This is a genomic window from Bacillus sp. FSL R10-2201 (assembly GCF_038008665.1).
Taxonomy (GTDB): Bacteria; Bacillota; Bacilli; order Bacillales; family Bacillaceae_G; genus Bacillus_A; species Bacillus_A mycoides.
In genome coordinates this window covers 4,033,997-4,050,753 of record NZ_JBBOZP010000001.1, presented here as the reverse complement: position 1 = coordinate 4,050,753, position 16,757 = coordinate 4,033,997, and the positions used below count along the sequence as shown (strand labels likewise).

Genomic DNA, 16,757 nt, shown 5'->3' with positions numbered 1-16,757 from the left:
TAATATAATTTCTGAAAATTGTATAAGGTTTAATAAAAAAAAGAAAAGTAGATGATTAGTAGATTAAAAAAATTGTCCCTAGCGTAGTAAGTTTTTTTGGTATATAATAAAGGAAACGCTTTCATTTTTTGATTTGTTCACAAAATGGATGGAAAATCACATATTTACTATTGATATGTTACTTTATAATGAAACTAATTAAATATACATGCATACAATATTGTGAAATAAATAACATAAATAATCTATATAAATGTAAACGTTATCAAAAGAGAGGTGGAGACAATGAGTAAATTTTTCTTCAATCATAATCCAGCAACATTAGAGGATGGAAGACTGGTTAAGTATGCTGAAATTATTTATGGAGAAGGTGGCCGTTCTGTATTAGAAAATTTAATGGTGAAGGCATCTATCAGATTACGTGATCGTTATCCGAATAAATCTGACGAACAGATCTCGAACCTCGTAAATCAAGGCATCCATGATATGTTTCAAAAATACGTGAATGAGTAAGAGCAGCTACTGGCTGCTCTTATTTTTTTGTATAAGGATTGTGCCTCTAGCTGAAAATAAAGATGCATTTTGAAACATGCAAAAAGGAGGCGAAAAAGATGAGTAATGGAATTGGTCGTTCAAAAGAGAATCTTCCAACTGATGCAAACCATGTAAGTGCAAAGGATCGTGCATATCAGAAACGTATGACAGAGAAAAAACAGCAAGGGCGTAATGAAGATAGAGAATAGGCTGGGAACATATCTTAAAAGAAGCTCCTTCAATCTGAAGGAGCTTTCTTTAAGATAGAAAATGATTTGCGGTAACATAAAAGAGACCACCGTTTATAATTTGTATTGTAATGCGTGGTTCGTATTGTTCTTGTAATGCTTGCTTTTCAATTTCATAGCTTTCTGGAAGTTCATCGCTATCTTCGTAAAATCGATTTAAAAGGTCTAAATCGTGATTCCAACGCACTCTCGCTTCTTTTGCCCACGTGTGGTCATCTTCAGCGATTATACTTTTTAAAGCATCCTCTATACGTTGTAAGCCACTTTGTGGCTTAATGATAGGTGAGAGGGTAAAACAAAAGTCAGGTATTTTCGGTGTGAGTTTGATCTCTGCTAAAGTGTCATGAAAGTTTGCAATCATTGTCCCGGAAATAAGATGAATACCGATGGAATGAAGTATGTCTTTTTTTCGGTCGCATTGATAAGATACTTTTATATTTACACCAAGCCAAGGATGAAGGGGGGTATGAGTTGCCCCGCTATGTTTCACTTCCTCATATAAACGTATGTATGAACCTAGTTCTTTTGTTGTTTCAAATATTTGATGCAAACGGGGTGAACCGTAATGAATAAGTTCACCGTCGTTTTCTTCGTTTTCTGGATTTGTAATAAGAGTAAGGCGCATCGGGTTCGGAACGCCTCCTGTTTTTTCAAGATAGTGCCAATAGAAAGGGCGGTTCATTAATAATTTATCCATTTCAATTGTTAACTGCACGTCTAATAGGTGAGGGGAACGTTCTAAAATTTCGCAGTTATTCGCCTCAAAAAAGTTATATAAGTAATTATGAATTTCATTTTGCTGCATAGTCTTGCACCTCTGCTTCATTGCGCTTCGCAAAATCGATAATAGATGTTAAATTTTCCATCTTGATTCGAATTTCACCTTCGCTTTTTGAATGCGCGAAAATTTCTTGAATATGCGCATCAATATTTTTCATGTTGATTCTCGTTAAAATTTCATCGAGTTCACCGATTACACGTTCAAATAAATTAATTTTTTCATATAGTAGTTTTAAAATGTGCTCTTCAACAGTGTGCTTTGTTGCTAAGTTATAAATATGAACATCATTTTTTTGTCCAAGACGGTGAATACGTCCAATCCTTTGCTCGAGTCGCATTGGATTCCACGGTAAGTCGTAATTAATCATATGGCTACAAAATTGTAAGTTAATTCCTTCACCACCAGCTTCGGTCGCAATTAATACTTGGGCATGATTTTGGAAAAGCTCCTTCATCCAATCTTTCTTCCCGCGCTTAAATCCACCGCGAAATGGAACAGAGGAAATGCCATGTTGTTGTAAGAACCATTGTAAATACATTTGTGAAGCTCTATATTCAGTGAAGATAATGACTTTATCGTCAACTTCTTTTATAAGCTCTAGTGCTTTATTTGCTTTGGAGTTGAACGGAATATGATTAATTTTGTCCATCAGCACATCAATATGTGGGTCCTTTATGTAGTGCTCATTTTCTTTCTGTCTTTTTTCTACATGTTTTTTTAGTGAATAGTAAACAGCTTCACGACTACTACATGCTTCCCGTTTTAAAGTTAAGGATGAGAAAGCAGATGTGACGGCATCTTGTCCACGCCAATTTTCAATTTCATTATACAAAGCTTGTTCTTCTTCATTGAATTCAACGAAGATTGTTCGTACATGCCTCTTCGGCCAATCAATGCCAGTGTTATTGCGTCTATTTCGAACCATTACTTTATTGATAAGAGCTTTTAAATCTTCATCGGATTCAGTGGAACGATTTTTGGAAGCGTAATATTCTTCAAAATTAGATTGATTGCCTAAATGACCTGGTTTTAATAAAGAAACGAGGTTGAAGATTTCATCGATTTTATTTTGAACAGGAGTTGCAGTTAGTAATAAACAAAACTTCTTTTTTAATCGCTGTGCAAATTCATAGTTTTTTGTTTTATTATTTTTTAGTTTATGTGCTTCATCGATAATAATAAGGTCATACTCTAGGTTTAAAACGATATCGCGATGCGGTGAACGTTTCGCAGTATCGATTGATGAAACGATGACATCAGCTTGTTCCCAAGAATAACTTTTCTTTTGAGCGACCGCAGGAATAAAAAATTTTGTGTTTAGTTCATACGCCCACTGAGATACGAGAGAAGCTGGAACGAGAATGAGTACCTTTTTTACAAGTCCTCGAACCATATATTCTTTTAAAATAAGTCCAGCTTCAATCGTTTTTCCAAGTCCGACTTCGTCTGCTAGAATCGCTTTACCATTCATTTGTTCAATGACATTTTGAGCGACCTCTAATTGATGTGGAAGCGGCGTGAAATGTGATAAATGTTTCGGTGCTTGCAATCCATCAAAAGTAGGGACGAGTAACGATTTCTCTGTTTTATAAGCTAAATGATATAAATCCCAATTTGTCCAAGGACCATCTTCATCAATTCTTTTTAAAAAATTGTTTTGCCACGTTCGATCTACGGAAATATCGACATTCATTAAGACTCTCCCACCTTTTATAAACTAAAGTGATTATTTAAAAAATCTTTATTATAAGCCTCGTAATAAGGCGCTATCACAATTACTAAAAGTTAAAGAATAGGCAATGATAAAGGGCTAAATTTCAAAATTTGTATTTAATAAGATTAAGAATGAAAAATTCTAAATTATTTTTTATGCTAGAATATTGATGAAATATAGCGAATAATGTTAGGATAATGGTGTGAAATGTGTGGAATCTTTCGTATTTTATCCAAGAAAGTAACTTTTTATTTACGCTTTCATAAAAAAATATACTGAGATTCCGTATAACCTTATCTTTTCAGAATGAAAATGTTTAGATATGGGAAGCAACTTTTATTGATTTGTCAGAGCATAAGGGGGAAAGAGCATGATTACATTACAACGTACACCGTTATTTGATGTATACGCGAAGTATGGTGGGAAAACAGTCGACTTCGGTGGTTGGGAATTACCAGTTCAATTTTCAAGCATTAAAGAGGAACATGAAGCTGTACGTACAGGAGCAGGTTTGTTCGATGTATCTCATATGGGAGAAGTAGAGGTAAAAGGTGTAGATAGTTTAGCATTTTTACAACGTGTTGTTACAAATGACGTATCTACCTTAAAGGTAGGGGGCGCACAATATACAGCTATGTGCTATGAAAATGGTGGCACAGTAGATGACTTATTAATCTACAAACGTGGTGAAGAAGACTATTTATTAGTAATCAATGCATCAAATATCGAGAAAGATTACGAATGGTTAGCTAGCCATGTAATTGGCGATGCGAAAGTAGTCAATGTTTCTAGTGAAGTTGCGCAGCTTGCAATTCAAGGACCAAAAGCAGAAGGCATTTTACAAAAAGTTGTGTCAGAAGATTTGAAAGAAATTAAGTTCTTTAAATTTAAAAATAATATTCTTGTAGATGGAATTCCTGCACTTGTATCTCGTACAGGTTACACAGGTGAAGATGGATTCGAAATTTACTGTAAGAGTGAAGATGCAGCAAAACTTTGGGAGAAACTTCTTGAAGTGGGAGCAGAAGAGGGCTTAAAACCATGTGGCTTAGGTGCTCGTGATACACTTCGCTTCGAAGCAACACTTCCGTTATACGGACAAGAGTTATCAAAAGATATTACACCGATTGAAGCGGGAATTGGCTTTGCGGTAAAACCAAATAAAGAAGCAGATTTCTTTGGAAAAGAAACGTTAAAAGAGCAAAAAGAAAACGGTGCATCTCGTAAATTAGTCGGCATCGAAGTAATCGAACGCGGTATTCCTCGTACGCATTACCCTGTATTTATAGGAGAAGAAAAAATCGGGGAAGTAACGAGTGGTACACAATCTCCAACGTTAAAGAAAAGCATTGGTTTAGCACTAATTGATGTAAAATACGCAGCAGTTGATACAGAAGTAGAAATTGAAATTCGTAATAAACGCGTCAAAGCAGTAGTTGTTCCAACACCATTTTATAAACGTTCAAAGTAACGGGGAGAGGGGTAGATTTCATGTTGCATCGTTATCTTCCAATGACAGAAGAAGACAAAAAAGAAATGTTACAAACGATCGGCGTTCAAACGATCGACGAATTATTCTCTGATATTCCAGAGAGTGTTCGTTTTAAAGGGGATTTAAAAATTAAAGAAGCAAAATCAGAGCCAGAGCTTTTAAAAGAGTTATCTCAAATGGCTAGTAAAAATGCTAATTTAAAAGAATATGCTTCTTTCTTAGGAGCAGGTGTATACGATCATTACGCTCCAGTAATTGTTGATCATGTTATTTCTCGTTCAGAGTTTTATACAGCTTACACACCATACCAACCAGAAATTTCACAAGGGGAATTACAAGCAATTTTTGAATTCCAAACAATGATTTGTGAATTAACAGGAATGGATGTAGCAAACTCTTCTATGTATGACGGAGGTACAGCTTTAGCTGAAGCGGCAATGCTAGCAGCTGGTCATACTCGCAAAAAGAAAATTCTTGTTTCAGCGGCAGTTCATCCAGAATCAAGAGCGGTACTTGAAACATATGCAAAAGGTCAAAATCTTGAAGTTGTTGAAATTGATTATAAAAACGGTGTAACAGATTTAGAAGTATTACAAAGTGAAGTAGATGATACAGTTGCTTGTGTAATCGTTCAATATCCAAACTTCTTCGGACAAGTGGAAAAGTTAGCTGATATCGAAAAAATCGTTCATCAACAAAAATCATTATTTATCGTTTCTTCAAATCCATTATCATTAGGCGCATTAACACCGCCAGGAAAATTCGGTGCTGATGTTGTAATCGGTGATGCACAACCATTCGGTATCCCAACGCAGTTTGGTGGACCGCACTGTGGTTACTTTGCAACAACGAAAGCATTTATGCGTAAAATTCCAGGACGTCTTGTCGGACAAACTGTAGATTCAGATGGTAAACGTGGATTTGTATTAACGTTACAAGCACGTGAACAGCATATTCGTCGTGATAAAGCGACGTCTAACATTTGTTCAAACCAAGCGTTAAATGCATTAGCAGCTTCTGTTGCAATGACGGCACTTGGCAAACAAGGTGTAAAAGAAATGGCACGTCAAAACATTTCTAAAGCACAATATGCAAAACGTCAATTTGAAGCGAAAGGTTTCACAGTAACGTTCGCTGGACCATTCTTTAATGAATTTGTTGTAGATTGTAAACGTCCAGTTAAAGAAATAAATGATGTATTAATACAAAAGAATATTATCGGTGGTTACGACCTAGGCCGTGATTATAAAGAGCATGAAAACCATATGCTTGTAGCGGTAACAGAGCTTCGTACAAAAGAGGAAATTGACACACTTGTAAACGAAATGGGGGCTATCCAATGAAGAACCAAGACCAAGCACTTATTTTTGAAGTGACTAAAGAAGGACGCGTAGGATATAGCTTACCCAAATTAGATGTAGAAGAAGTAAAATTAGAAGATGTGTTTGAGAGTGATTATATTCGAGTAGAAGATGCAGAGCTTCCAGAAGTATCTGAACTTGATATTATGCGCCATTACACAGCGCTTTCAAACCGTAACCACGGTGTGGATTCTGGATTCTATCCACTTGGGTCTTGTACGATGAAATATAATCCGAAAATTAATGAAAACGTAGCTCGTTTCGCAGGCTTTGCAAATATTCATCCACTTCAAGATGAAAAAACAGTGCAAGGTGCAATGGAATTAATGTATGACTTACAAGAACATTTAATTGAAATTACAGGTATGGATACTGTTACGTTACAACCAGCAGCTGGTGCACACGGAGAATGGACAGGATTAATGTTGATTCGTGCATATCATGAAGCGAACGGTGACTTTAACCGTACGAAAGTAATTGTTCCTGACTCTGCTCACGGAACAAACCCGGCGTCTGCAACAGTAGCTGGTTTTGAAACAATTACGGTGAAATCAAATGAACATGGTCTTGTTGACTTAGATGATTTAAAACGTGTTGTAAACGAAGAAACAGCAGCACTTATGTTAACAAATCCAAATACATTAGGCCTATTCGAAGAAAATATTTTAGAAATGGCAGAAATCGTCCATAACGCAGGCGGTAAATTATACTATGATGGTGCAAACTTAAATGCGGTATTAAGCCAAGCACGCCCAGGAGATATGGGATTTGACGTTGTGCATTTAAATCTTCATAAAACATTTACAGGTCCGCATGGCGGCGGTGGCCCAGGTTCTGGTCCAGTAGGTGTGAAAGCTGATTTAATTCCGTACTTACCAAAACCGATTTTAGAGAAAACAGAAAATGGCTATCACTTCAACTATGATCGTCCAGAAGCAATTGGGCGTGTGAAACCATTCTATGGTAACTTCGGAATTAACGTTCGTGCATACACATATATTCGTTCTATGGGCCCAGATGGCTTGCGTGCAGTAACTGAGTATGCTGTATTAAATGCGAACTATATGATGAGAAGATTAGCACCATTCTATGATCTTCCGTTCGATAGACATTGCAAGCATGAATTTGTATTATCAGGTCGTCGTCAAAAGAAACTTGGTGTACGTACATTAGATATTGCAAAACGTCTGCTTGATTTCGGTTACCATCCACCAACAATTTACTTCCCATTAAATGTGGAAGAATGTATTATGATTGAGCCAACAGAAACAGAATCAAAAGAAACATTAGATGGTTTCATTGATAAGATGATTCAAATTGCTAAAGAGGTAGAAGAAAATCCAGAAGTTGTACAAGAAGCACCACATACAACAGTAATAAAACGTTTAGATGAAACATTGGCTGCTCGTAAACCAGTTTTACGTTATGAAAAGCTAGCACCTGTACAAGTGTGATTGCAAAAAAAAGAACTCGCTACATGCGGGTTCTTTTTTTTGCAACATTGGTGCAGCTAGAATGAAAAAAATGTTAAAAATTTATATTTTTTGTTTCATATTGCTGTAAAGATGCGGTTTTATAGGTGATTTTGTTGAAAAAGTCGGTTTGATAAAAGTATTTATTTTTGTTAGAATTTTATTGAAATTAAGAAGATGTGATGAGGTAGAAATTACTCATTTTTATGTATATGTGAAAAAACGAGCAAGACGGGGGTGGAAGCGTGGGATATCGATGTTATAGAATGGTATACCATTTAGAAAATGGAGAAACAATTAAAGATGTAAAAGAATTTTGTTACCGAGACCAAGGGAAAGTGTTAGAAAGAGTAGCACACCGTGTAATGGATAATAGAGAAGTGACAGCGATTGATAAACAAGGAACAATCATTTCAATAGCGTGTGAGGACATTGTAAAGGTAGAACTTGATTACATAACAGAAAGTTAACCTTGAGTCATATCGAATTATTCGATACAATATACTGTTGAATGGTGAAGAGAGAAGAGAGGAGTTTATCATGGGTAATACACGACACTTTTATATGTTTATTTTAGCGTTTGTTCTTGTTGTGGCGTTAACGATTTATTTAATTGTTGATAGCAGCTGGTACAATACAGTTCATCCAGCATTCCTTCTTTTTATGTATGTAGGAATTGCGGTTGTTAGTTTCGGAATGAGAGACGAAATGTTAGATCGCTTTGAAAAGTGATACATATACGAAAGACCAACAGGAAAATGTTGGTCTTTTTTTCTTGCCAAAAATAGGATGGTGTGTATATACTGTATATATAAGGTATACACAGTATATACACACACTGGAGGAAAACATGAATATTATTATTTCGAATTCTTCCCAAGACCCTATTTATGTGCAAATAAGAAAACAATTAAGCCAGCTTATTTTAAATGGTGGTTTAAAGGGTGGAGACCAATTACCGTCTATTCGTAGCTTAGCGAAGGAATTACAAGTTAGTGTAATTACAACGAAGCGTGCGTACGAGGAGCTTGAAAAAGAAGGATATATAGAAACTGTTGCTGGGAAGGGGACTTATGTTTCACGTAAAAATAATGAACTACTAAAAGAACAGCGGCTACGTCTATTGGAAAGTAAAGCGGAAGGGATTGTGAATGAAAGTAAAGCGTTGCAGCTTTCACTTGAAGATTTACAGCAGATGATTGCGTGTTTATATGAGGGGGAATAAGAGATGTTAGAGCTAAAAAACGTTTGTAAAACTTATCAAGATTTCTCAGTGAAAAATGTAAGTTTTACATTGCCACGTGGATATATTATGGGATTTATCGGACCGAATGGAGCTGGAAAAAGTACGACGATCAAAATGATTATGAATTTAATCAGAAAAGAGAGCGGTGATATAAAAATTTTTGGTAAGGACAATAAGAAAGCCGAAAAGGAAATAAAACAAAATATTGGTTTTGTATATGATGAAAATCATTATTACGAAGATTTAACGTGTGAGCAAATGAAACGGATTATTGCACCGTTATATAAAAAGTGGGACGAAATGCAGTATCAATCGTATATGCAGAGATTACAAGTTCCAAAGTATAAAAAGATTAAAGAGTTATCCAAAGGGATGAAAATGAAATTTGCGATTGCAATCGCACTTTCACACCATGCGGAATTTATTATTATGGATGAACCAACAGCAGGATTGGACCCAGTTGTTCGAAGTGAATTGCTTGATATATTGCAAGAAATAGTAATGGAAGATGAAGTATCTGTATTATTCTCAACGCACATTACGACAGACTTAGAACGTATTGCAGATTATATTACGTTCATCAATGATGGAGAAATTATATTTACTGGTGAGAAAGACGAATTAATGGAGAACTACGTAATCGTAAAGGGCAGTAATGACTTATTAGATCGAGAAGGAAAAGAACTATTTGTTGGATTACGAAAAAATAAATTTGGTTTCGAAGGTTTAGCAGAGGATAAACAAGCAATTATCGATTGGTTTGGAAATGAGGTTGTATTAGAAAATCCTACATTAGATGATATTATCGTTTACACTGCGAAAGGGAGAGGTGCCTATGCGTCAGCTCATATATAAAGATTTGTTCTTTTTTCGGGTAACGTGGTTAGTGAATTTTGTTATGCCTCTTTTGTTATTTATGTTAGAGCCAAGTGGTGAATTGTTATTTCCGATGAGTTGTCTATTTATAACCCTTTCCTCGGTTATGACGTTAATCTATATGGATGAAAGGAATAAAAGTGACATTGTTATAAATAGTTTACCGTTAAGTCGAAAGGATATCATAATTGCTAGATATATTTCCTGTGCGATATTTATTGTAGGTGGGATAGTCTCAACTATGTTAGTTGTTTTTCTTATAAGAGGTGTCGCTGTTATTGATGATATCGGTGTATACCATCCTAATTTGTATATTGAAATTCCGTGGTATGGAGTAGTAAATGGGGCTGTTTACGCTTTGGTTTTTGTTGCGGCTTTTTTTCCTAGTTATTACGGAACCAAATCAAAGGTAGCAAGAAGTATCTTGTCAGGAGCATCGATGGCAGTAGCTGGAATTGCATGGATATTTATAGGGGATGGACTGAACGCAACAGCACCTTCATTCATTGAGTGGATTATGAATCCATCACATCTTAGCTTATTTATAGTTGGAGGAATTATATTAGCTAGTGTATATATCGCTTCTATGTTTCTAACAATTAAAATTTATGGATCGCGTGATTTATAGAGAGGAGAATTCATATGCAACAGTTGATTTTAAAGGAGTTTTTCTTACATAAGAAGATGTTTCCTTTCTATTTTTTAATACCTATTTTCTCTGTTTTTAGGAATCCCGTCCAACCAATGGGGATTGCAATAGGATTATTTATAACATGTAGTACGATTATATATATTTCTTTTTATCATGAAGAGAAAAGTAAAGCAGAAAAAGTATTAGTGAGTTTGCCTATAACGAGAAAAGAGATAGTTATAGCTAAATATATTTCAAGCTCATTATTTATTATGACTGGTTTGAGTACAACTTTTATAGTCGTAATATTAGGAAATATTTTATTGAACAGAGACATAGCTATTCCTGGATATGCAATATTTTCAGCAATAGTAGCAACTTTGATCTATTGTGTTGTAACGATACCTGCTAATTACGTTGGAGGATATAAAGCTACTTCTGTTTTGAATGTTATTATGGTTTTGCCTTTAACGGGTATGATTGGCCTTATGTGCAATGTTTTTGGTGATAAAATAATTATGTTAAAAGTACTTCAATCTCAAGAGGCTACACTAGCAATGATTGTTCTTGGTATCGGAGTATTAGTAAGTATAGTCATATCAATGTTTCTCTCAATGAAAATGTTTCAGGAGGCAGAGTTATAGAAGGGACATTTTCATATTAGGAGGGGTAAAACATGATCAAGCAACTGGTCTTAAAAGATATAGTGTTGCAAAGAAAGTTAGGGTTTGTTTATCTTATATGTTTGTTTTTCCTTGCTATTGTTGATTTTCGTAGTGACAGCTTTCTTATGACGCTTAGCATAGCTATACCTTTTCTTGGTATGGTACTGTCGATGAGTTATGAGGGGAAAAATAAAAGTGAAATGATAGTAAATAGTTTACCGTTTGAGCGCAAAGAAATTGTCATAGCAAAATACATATTTTCAAGTATTTTAGTTGCTTTAGGTGGCATTTTCTCACTTGTAGTTGGTTTAATCCAGTTACAAAATGAGCATATAACTGTATTTATGCTATGGGGAGCGATTCTCGGAGGAATAACAGGTGGTTTTGTTTATAGCATGATCGTACTTCCTATTGAATTTTCAGTAGGATATAGCAGTGCAAAACAAATTGCTCCGTTCGCCGGACTTGCGTTGGGGTATTTAAGTGGACTGATTGTAAGTAAAGTGTGGTTAGATATAGAGAATGCCTGGAGCACGAGTCTAGTCGTAAATGTTTGTTTTATAGCTGGGCTGCTTCTTTTATATATCATGTCTATGTTATTCTCAATTAATTTGTATAGTGAGCGTGATTTGTAAGAGAGAGGAGAATAGTGTTGAAACAACTAATTTTAAAAGATTTCATCATTCAATGGAAATTTTTAATTTGGTACATATTGTATCCTGTTTTCTTTTATATGGCTTTAACAGATACGGAAAATCTGTTCATAATTATGTCAGTAATTATTACAATTGGGGCAACAGTAAAAACATTTGAAGCAGATAGTAAAAATGAGAGTGAAGTTATAGTAAGTAGTTTGCCAATATTCAGGAAACAAATTGTGTATGCGAAATATATAGTAGCAATTATTATTCTTTTTATAAGCGTAACGGTCGGTTGTTTCACGATGGGAATGAAGAATGGGGTTAACCTATTTGAATTTATTGAAACGACAATGGTTGCTAGTATTAGCTTTATTTTAGTGTATTTAAGCTTTGTTTTACCGATATCGTTTTGGCTAGGGTATAAAAAAACTATTTTTATTACGATAGTAATATTCATGGCGCCGATTGTTATTTTAGAAACTTTGTTTCAAATCAACCTGGAACAAATTCAACTATACAACAGCTTGTTATTCGTTAGTTCAATTTGCATGTTCATAGTATCTATCTTCGTTTCAGTGAAATTGTATGAGAAGAGAGAATTTTAAAAGGTGCCTCGTAAAAGGCACCTTCTTCAATAACGGCAATACGAGAGCAAAAGTTTATAAACAGAAAGGCTATTAGGCACATCTTTCGGAGTATGTAATATAAAGCTGAAAACGATAACGAAAATGAGAAAGAGGAAAAATAAAAATAGGATCTGCTTATGTATAGAATTTTGCATATAACCCACTCCTTTTTTAGGTAGTATGTCCAAAAGAAAGAAGGATATGAAAAATTTTAGGAGGGAGAATGATGAACAAAAGAAAATGGTTATATAGAATAGGAGTACTTTTATTTTCAATAGGTCTCATATTAGCAAATTTTTACTCAGATATACCACCGCTACTTCCTAGTTTGCATAAAGGGATTGGTATGAGTGTTGTCATAGTTAGTCTGCTTTGTCTTATCGCATCAAATTTCTATAGAAAATCTAAATAGACATAAAAAAGGACAGTTACTTCTTTTCAGAAGAACTGTCCTTTTTAAATAACTTGTTCCAAAGCTTGGCGATACTCCATATAATCACGATTGTAATGGAGGCAATAATTGACCAAGCGATAGATGCAATTTCAAGTGCCATGTTAGGAAGGAATGTAAGAATGGATAATACTTTATGAAACAGCCATTCTATTATATGAAAACTTATTTGTAATAGAATGATAATCCCGAGTGTGATCCATGTTAAGATTTGTTTTCCTTTTTCTTTCCACATGACATTCACCTCACGTTAGCCTAATAATTTTAAGCCAACAGCGCCGCATAGAATGCAGCTTAAGAAGGCAAGGCGACGCCAATCCGCTGACTCGCGGAAAATAAGAATCCCGAGAAGTGCACTTCCGGCAGTTCCGATTCCAGTCCAAATTGCGTAAGCAGTTCCCATCGGTAATGTGTTCATTGCAAGAGATAAGAAGAAGAAGCTTACGCCAAAGTTAGCGATTAAAATAACTTTTGGTGCCCAGCCTTTCTTTTCAGTGGCTACTTTCATAAAGAGTACACCAACAATTTCACAAATACCAGCTAGAATTAAAAATACCCAAGCCATTTTATGCGGCCTCCTTCGCTTCTTTTTCTTCTGTTACTCGTTTTAAACCAATTACTCCGAAGAAGATTAAACCGATTAATAATACTTTTACGATAGAGAAAGGTTCTCCGAAGATGAAAATCTCTGTAAGAACGATTCCACCAGCTCCAATTCCTGTAAAGACTGCGTATACAGTGCCGACAGGTAAATCTTTATATGCTCTAAATAATAAGACGAAACTAATTGTAATTAATAGAGCAACACCAGCCCACTCAAGTGGTGCCTCCGCTTTTTTAAGTCCAATAACCCAAAAGATTTCAATAATACCAGCTATGATTACATAAATCCATGCCATATGTCATTTCTCCTTCCTACCAGTCGTTAGGTAAAGGGCTTAAAAACGACGCATTGCAAAGGAGCAATCCGTCAGTTTGAAAGGCCGCGCCAAAATACTTTCCAAGAAGCTTCTAAACGTGTCTCAAAACGATTTAAACCTGCGTATAGTAGTTCAACCATAAGGCCGTCAAGTAAGCATAAAAAAGCCTCCAAAGCATCTTTTACTTCAATGTTATGCAGTTCATCTTGTTCGCTTGCTCTTTTAAACACAGGGAATAAAAGTTTTCCGACATTTTCAATGTGTACATTCGCTTTATCAATAATTTGTTCGCGAAATGCATCCGGCGGAAAATAAGAAGTTCGTAACCAAAACATTGATTCTTCACTTTCACCAAATCGTTTTGCATAACCTTTTAACAGATTTACTAGCAATTCTTCAGTAGACGATTTTGAAAAATTTTCGATATCGCCTGTGAAGCTTTGCAAATCTTTTTGAAGAGCGGATTCCAAGCATGTAAAATATAGCTCTTCTTTTCCTTTAAAGTGTGCGTAAATCGATGGTTTTTTAATCCCAACTTCTTGAGCAATATTTGCTAATGAAGTTCCTTCATAGCCGTAGCGTGCGAAATGAGAAAGTGCTACAGCTTTAATGCGGTTTGCTGTCATTTTCATCCCCTACCTACCGTTCGTTAGGTTAATTATATGAGATGAAAAATATAAAGTCAATAGGTGAAGGGATAAAAAAGAGCGCTATAGTTAACGCTCTTTTTTAGACTGTTTTTCGCTCAATTAAATGGAATGAAAGTTCTTCTGTACTGCCGATAATTTGCTCGCTTTGAATTTGTTTATAGAATAAAGAAAAAGCATGTGAGCCCATTGTGAGACCGGGATGTTCAATAGTTGTAATTTCTAATGCTTTTGAAATTTCATGGTTATCAAATCCCAGGATAGCGAGGTCTTCAGGTATGCGAATGCCATGTTTTTTTGCCTCTGTTAATAAACCAGCGGCAACTTGATCGTTCGCTGTAACAATAGCGGTTGGGCGATTTTTCATACTTAAAATGCGATGGAGTACTTGTGCCCCGTCCTGCATCGTATAACATTGATGAAAAACCCAATCAGGGTGCACTGTTTTTCCTTCTTGACGAAGAGTATCGGCGAAAGCTTTTTCACGCTCGATTGAATTAGCACTTGTTTTTCTTGCTAAACAAATGCCGATTTTTTCATGACCTTTACTGAGTAAATAGGAAGTACCAAGGCGGAATCCTTCGTAATGATCTACATAGACAGATGAAATGAGGGGATGTTTCATTTTTTCACATGAAATAATAGGGGCAAATTTTGCGAACGGTTCAATTTGTTCCCATGAACTCGTGCGAGAGCAAATAATCATCCCGTCAAATTGCTTCATTTTCATCATTTCAAGAACGCGAATTTCTTCAATACTATCGTAATTCGTTTGGCATAAATTAATATGATATCCAGCTGCTAACGCTTCGTTTCCGATTCCTTCAATGATCGTGCTAAAGTACGGAAGATTAATAAAAGGTAGCATAACGCCAATTGTATATGTTTTACCCTTTATTAAATGGATAGCATTTATATTTTTTGCATAGTTCAATTCTTCAACTGCATCTAAAACACGCTTACGTTTTTCCTCTTTTACGTAAGGATGATTATTAAGGACACGAGAAACAGTTGATATAGATACACCAGCAGTTTTTGCAATTTGTTTTATATTGGCCATATGTATCACCTCTTTCCTTAATTATAAGGGGAAAATAATAAGAATGAAAAAAATCTTGACCTGAAAAGCTTTTCACACTCTATGTTATAAGCATGACTTCTGTTGTTCGCGTAACCTTTTTATTTGGGCGTAAGAATAGTGGGGTCTTTTTTGTATGTCTGCAAAGAATTTTTGTCAGAATGTGTGAGAATAACGTGGAAAGTTTTCGGAGGAGGCGTTTGATAACGCAGCGAATAGTAGAGAGTATAAACGCTTCACTCGTTAAGAGAGCGGTATGAAAGGGCGGAAACAAATTGAAAAAAGGAATCATTTGTTTCGTGTTTTCTAGTGTAATACTTAGCTCATGTTCATTTCAGCAAACGATGCAAGAAGAAAAAACATTTGTAGGAACAACAGGAGGGGCTAAGGACCGTGTTACTGATCCGATTCCGCTAAAGGAACTTCCAAAATATTTTCCGGCGAAGTTTAAAGTTCCAACGTTTTTACCTTATGACATTACGAGTGATGTGCAGGGAGAGGTGAGAACGATGGGAAAGAAGAATGCTGTCTTAACGATTAAATATAAGCAACAAGAGAAAGGAAGGCACGATTATATAGAATTAACAGTGGCCAACTTTTCTTACAGTTTTCCATACCTCGTAGAAGAGAATCGATTTCAAGAACAAATGAAATTGAATAATGGAGCACCTGCTTATTTTAAAAATAAGGATGATTACGAGCGAGGGGACGAATTTGCTACGCTTATATGGAAAGAGAAGGGGATTGAATATCAGCTATTATATCGTAATGTAGATGAGAAAGCTGAAGATGTGATTAAACAAAATCTGCTGTACATTGCGAACAATATGGAATGAAAAAACTAGCTGTATCGTGCAGCTAGTTTTTTGTATATTATTTCTTTTTAATTTTTCCTGACCAAGATTTAAATCCACCTTTTAATTGGTAGAAATCTGTGTAGCCTTGTTTTTTTAAGTATTGAGCTGCACGACCTGTACGGAATCCGCTTTGGCAATATAAATAAACCGGTTGATCTTGGCGAAGTTCTTTGTGGCGAAGGCGAATTTGTGATAATGGAATGTTACGCGCACCTAAAATATGTCCCGCGTTAAATTCATCCGCTTCGCGAATATCGATAAGCTGTGCTTTACGGTAGCCAGCGCGAAATTCATCTTCTGAAAGTGTTTTAATTAATTTTTTCTGATAGAAATACATCCATACAGTGTAGCCGATGAATGCTGCAATTGCGGCTAGTATAATAATCAAGTTTGTTGACACGATTCTATCGCTCCCTTTTTTCTTATCCTACTTTCAATATTATAATGCCCATATGTATTTATGCAACAGATTCATTTGTATATAAGAAGAAATTTCGTATTCTTTCACAAATTTTGT

The 16,757-nt window shown here is 35.4% G+C and carries 23 protein-coding genes and 1 pseudogene; 15 read left to right on the top strand and 9 right to left on the bottom strand.

The window, feature by feature from the left end; genetic code table 11:
* Positions 1-78 precede the first annotated feature (78 nt).
* Positions 79-214: pseudogene (locus NSQ69_RS20920) on the bottom strand (GTP pyrophosphokinase).
* Between the two features lie 71 nt (positions 215-285).
* Here NSQ69_RS20920 and NSQ69_RS20915 point away from each other — a divergent pair.
* On the top strand, positions 286-513 hold the full coding sequence (locus tag NSQ69_RS20915) for a hypothetical protein (protein ID WP_000032698.1): 228 nt from the start codon (positions 286-288) through the stop codon (positions 511-513).
* A 98-nt stretch (positions 514-611) separates the two neighbouring features.
* Positions 612-743 carry a hypothetical protein gene (locus NSQ69_RS20910; protein ID WP_002129080.1) on the top strand — a complete coding sequence of 44 codons (132 nt, stop codon included), beginning with the start codon at positions 612-614 and terminating at the stop codon, positions 741-743.
* A gap of 49 nt (positions 744-792) precedes the next feature.
* Here the strand turns inward: NSQ69_RS20910 and NSQ69_RS20905 are convergent, their stop codons facing one another.
* Both NSQ69_RS20905 and NSQ69_RS20900 read right to left on the bottom strand, forming a co-directional pair.
* Positions 793-1,587, bottom strand: coding sequence for a YqhG family protein (locus tag NSQ69_RS20905; protein WP_002088611.1), 795 nt, complete (start codon positions 1,585-1,587; stop codon positions 793-795).
* Entirely contained in the window at positions 1,574-3,256 is a 1,683-nt protein-coding gene (locus tag NSQ69_RS20900; RefSeq protein ID WP_016120803.1) for a DEAD/DEAH box helicase, read from the bottom strand. The genes NSQ69_RS20905 and NSQ69_RS20900 overlap by 14 nt, the downstream gene beginning before the upstream one ends.
* Positions 3,257-3,647: 391 nt before the next feature.
* Here NSQ69_RS20900 and gcvT point away from each other — a divergent pair, with 391 nt between their 5' ends.
* The 12 genes from gcvT to NSQ69_RS20840 all read left to right on the top strand — a co-directional run bounded on the left by gcvT (position 3,648) and on the right by NSQ69_RS20840 (position 12,699).
* Positions 3,648-4,748: a glycine cleavage system aminomethyltransferase GcvT gene (gcvT, locus tag NSQ69_RS20895; protein WP_002034013.1), complete on the top strand. Its 1,101-nt coding sequence runs from the start codon at positions 3,648-3,650 to the stop codon at positions 4,746-4,748.
* Between the two features lie 20 nt (positions 4,749-4,768).
* Positions 4,769-6,112, top strand: a complete 1,344-nt coding sequence (gene gcvPA, locus NSQ69_RS20890; protein WP_341099639.1) for an aminomethyl-transferring glycine dehydrogenase subunit 1 — start codon at positions 4,769-4,771, stop codon at positions 6,110-6,112.
* The gene (gcvPB, locus tag NSQ69_RS20885; RefSeq protein WP_002122485.1) at positions 6,109-7,584 is read left to right on the top strand and encodes an aminomethyl-transferring glycine dehydrogenase subunit 2; all 1,476 of its coding nucleotides are present in this window, start codon (positions 6,109-6,111) and stop codon (positions 7,582-7,584) included. The genes gcvPA and gcvPB overlap by 4 nt, the downstream gene beginning before the upstream one ends.
* A 284-nt stretch (positions 7,585-7,868) precedes the next feature.
* Positions 7,869-8,072: a DUF3929 family protein gene (locus tag NSQ69_RS20880; protein WP_000262495.1), complete on the top strand. Its 204-nt coding sequence runs from the start codon at positions 7,869-7,871 to the stop codon at positions 8,070-8,072.
* A 70-nt stretch (positions 8,073-8,142) separates the two neighbouring features.
* A complete protein-coding gene (locus NSQ69_RS20875) occupies positions 8,143-8,334 on the top strand; it encodes a hypothetical protein (protein WP_002088608.1) in 192 nt (63 codons plus the stop codon).
* A gap of 118 nt (positions 8,335-8,452) precedes the next feature.
* Positions 8,453-8,827 carry a GntR family transcriptional regulator gene (locus NSQ69_RS20870; RefSeq protein ID WP_002184968.1) on the top strand — a complete coding sequence of 125 codons (375 nt, stop codon included), beginning with the start codon at positions 8,453-8,455 and terminating at the stop codon, positions 8,825-8,827.
* Between the two features lie 3 nt (positions 8,828-8,830).
* Positions 8,831-9,703, top strand: coding sequence for an ABC transporter ATP-binding protein (locus NSQ69_RS20865; RefSeq protein WP_201052957.1), 873 nt, complete (start codon positions 8,831-8,833; stop codon positions 9,701-9,703).
* Positions 9,684-10,352, top strand: a complete 669-nt coding sequence (locus NSQ69_RS20860; protein ID WP_078213469.1) for an ABC-2 transporter permease — start codon at positions 9,684-9,686, stop codon at positions 10,350-10,352. The genes NSQ69_RS20865 and NSQ69_RS20860 overlap by 20 nt, the downstream gene beginning before the upstream one ends.
* Positions 10,353-10,366: 14 nt before the next feature.
* Entirely contained in the window at positions 10,367-10,999 is a 633-nt protein-coding gene (locus tag NSQ69_RS20855; RefSeq protein WP_201052956.1) for an ABC-2 transporter permease, read from the top strand.
* Between the two features lie 32 nt (positions 11,000-11,031).
* Entirely contained in the window at positions 11,032-11,655 is a 624-nt protein-coding gene (locus tag NSQ69_RS20850) for an ABC-2 transporter permease (protein ID WP_078421750.1), read from the top strand.
* Between the two features lie 14 nt (positions 11,656-11,669).
* Positions 11,670-12,266, top strand: a complete 597-nt coding sequence (locus NSQ69_RS20845) for an ABC-2 transporter permease (protein ID WP_341099638.1) — start codon at positions 11,670-11,672, stop codon at positions 12,264-12,266.
* A gap of 247 nt (positions 12,267-12,513) precedes the next feature.
* Entirely contained in the window at positions 12,514-12,699 is a 186-nt protein-coding gene (locus NSQ69_RS20840; protein ID WP_341099637.1) for a hypothetical protein, read from the top strand.
* Positions 12,700-12,715: 16 nt separating this feature from the next.
* Here NSQ69_RS20840 and NSQ69_RS20835 read toward each other — a convergent pair whose 3' ends face one another.
* The 5 genes from NSQ69_RS20835 to NSQ69_RS20815 form a co-directional block, all read right to left on the bottom strand.
* The gene (locus NSQ69_RS20835) at positions 12,716-12,973 is read right to left on the bottom strand and encodes a DUF3975 family protein (protein ID WP_002129069.1); all 258 of its coding nucleotides are present in this window, start codon (positions 12,971-12,973) and stop codon (positions 12,716-12,718) included.
* Between the two features lie 15 nt (positions 12,974-12,988).
* On the bottom strand, positions 12,989-13,303 hold the full coding sequence (locus NSQ69_RS20830; RefSeq protein ID WP_002015033.1) for a DMT family transporter: 315 nt from the start codon (positions 13,301-13,303) through the stop codon (positions 12,989-12,991).
* Between the two features lies 1 nt (position 13,304).
* Positions 13,305-13,637 carry a DMT family transporter gene (locus NSQ69_RS20825; RefSeq protein ID WP_000312339.1) on the bottom strand — a complete coding sequence of 111 codons (333 nt, stop codon included), beginning with the start codon at positions 13,635-13,637 and terminating at the stop codon, positions 13,305-13,307.
* Positions 13,638-13,708: 71 nt separating this feature from the next.
* On the bottom strand, positions 13,709-14,290 hold the full coding sequence (locus NSQ69_RS20820; protein WP_002184973.1) for a TetR/AcrR family transcriptional regulator: 582 nt from the start codon (positions 14,288-14,290) through the stop codon (positions 13,709-13,711).
* Between the two features lie 97 nt (positions 14,291-14,387).
* Positions 14,388-15,365, bottom strand: coding sequence for a LacI family DNA-binding transcriptional regulator (locus NSQ69_RS20815; protein ID WP_002184974.1), 978 nt, complete (start codon positions 15,363-15,365; stop codon positions 14,388-14,390).
* A 317-nt stretch (positions 15,366-15,682) separates the two neighbouring features.
* Between NSQ69_RS20815 and NSQ69_RS20810 the strand changes: the two genes are divergently transcribed.
* Positions 15,683-16,219 (top strand): hypothetical protein, encoded by a 537-nt coding sequence (locus tag NSQ69_RS20810; protein ID WP_002165082.1) that lies wholly within the window; start codon positions 15,683-15,685, stop codon positions 16,217-16,219.
* Positions 16,220-16,256: 37 nt separating this feature from the next.
* Here the strand turns inward: NSQ69_RS20810 and NSQ69_RS20805 are convergent, their stop codons facing one another.
* The gene (locus NSQ69_RS20805) at positions 16,257-16,640 is read right to left on the bottom strand and encodes a rhodanese-like domain-containing protein (RefSeq protein WP_002015038.1); all 384 of its coding nucleotides are present in this window, start codon (positions 16,638-16,640) and stop codon (positions 16,257-16,259) included.
* Positions 16,641-16,757 lie beyond the last annotated feature (117 nt).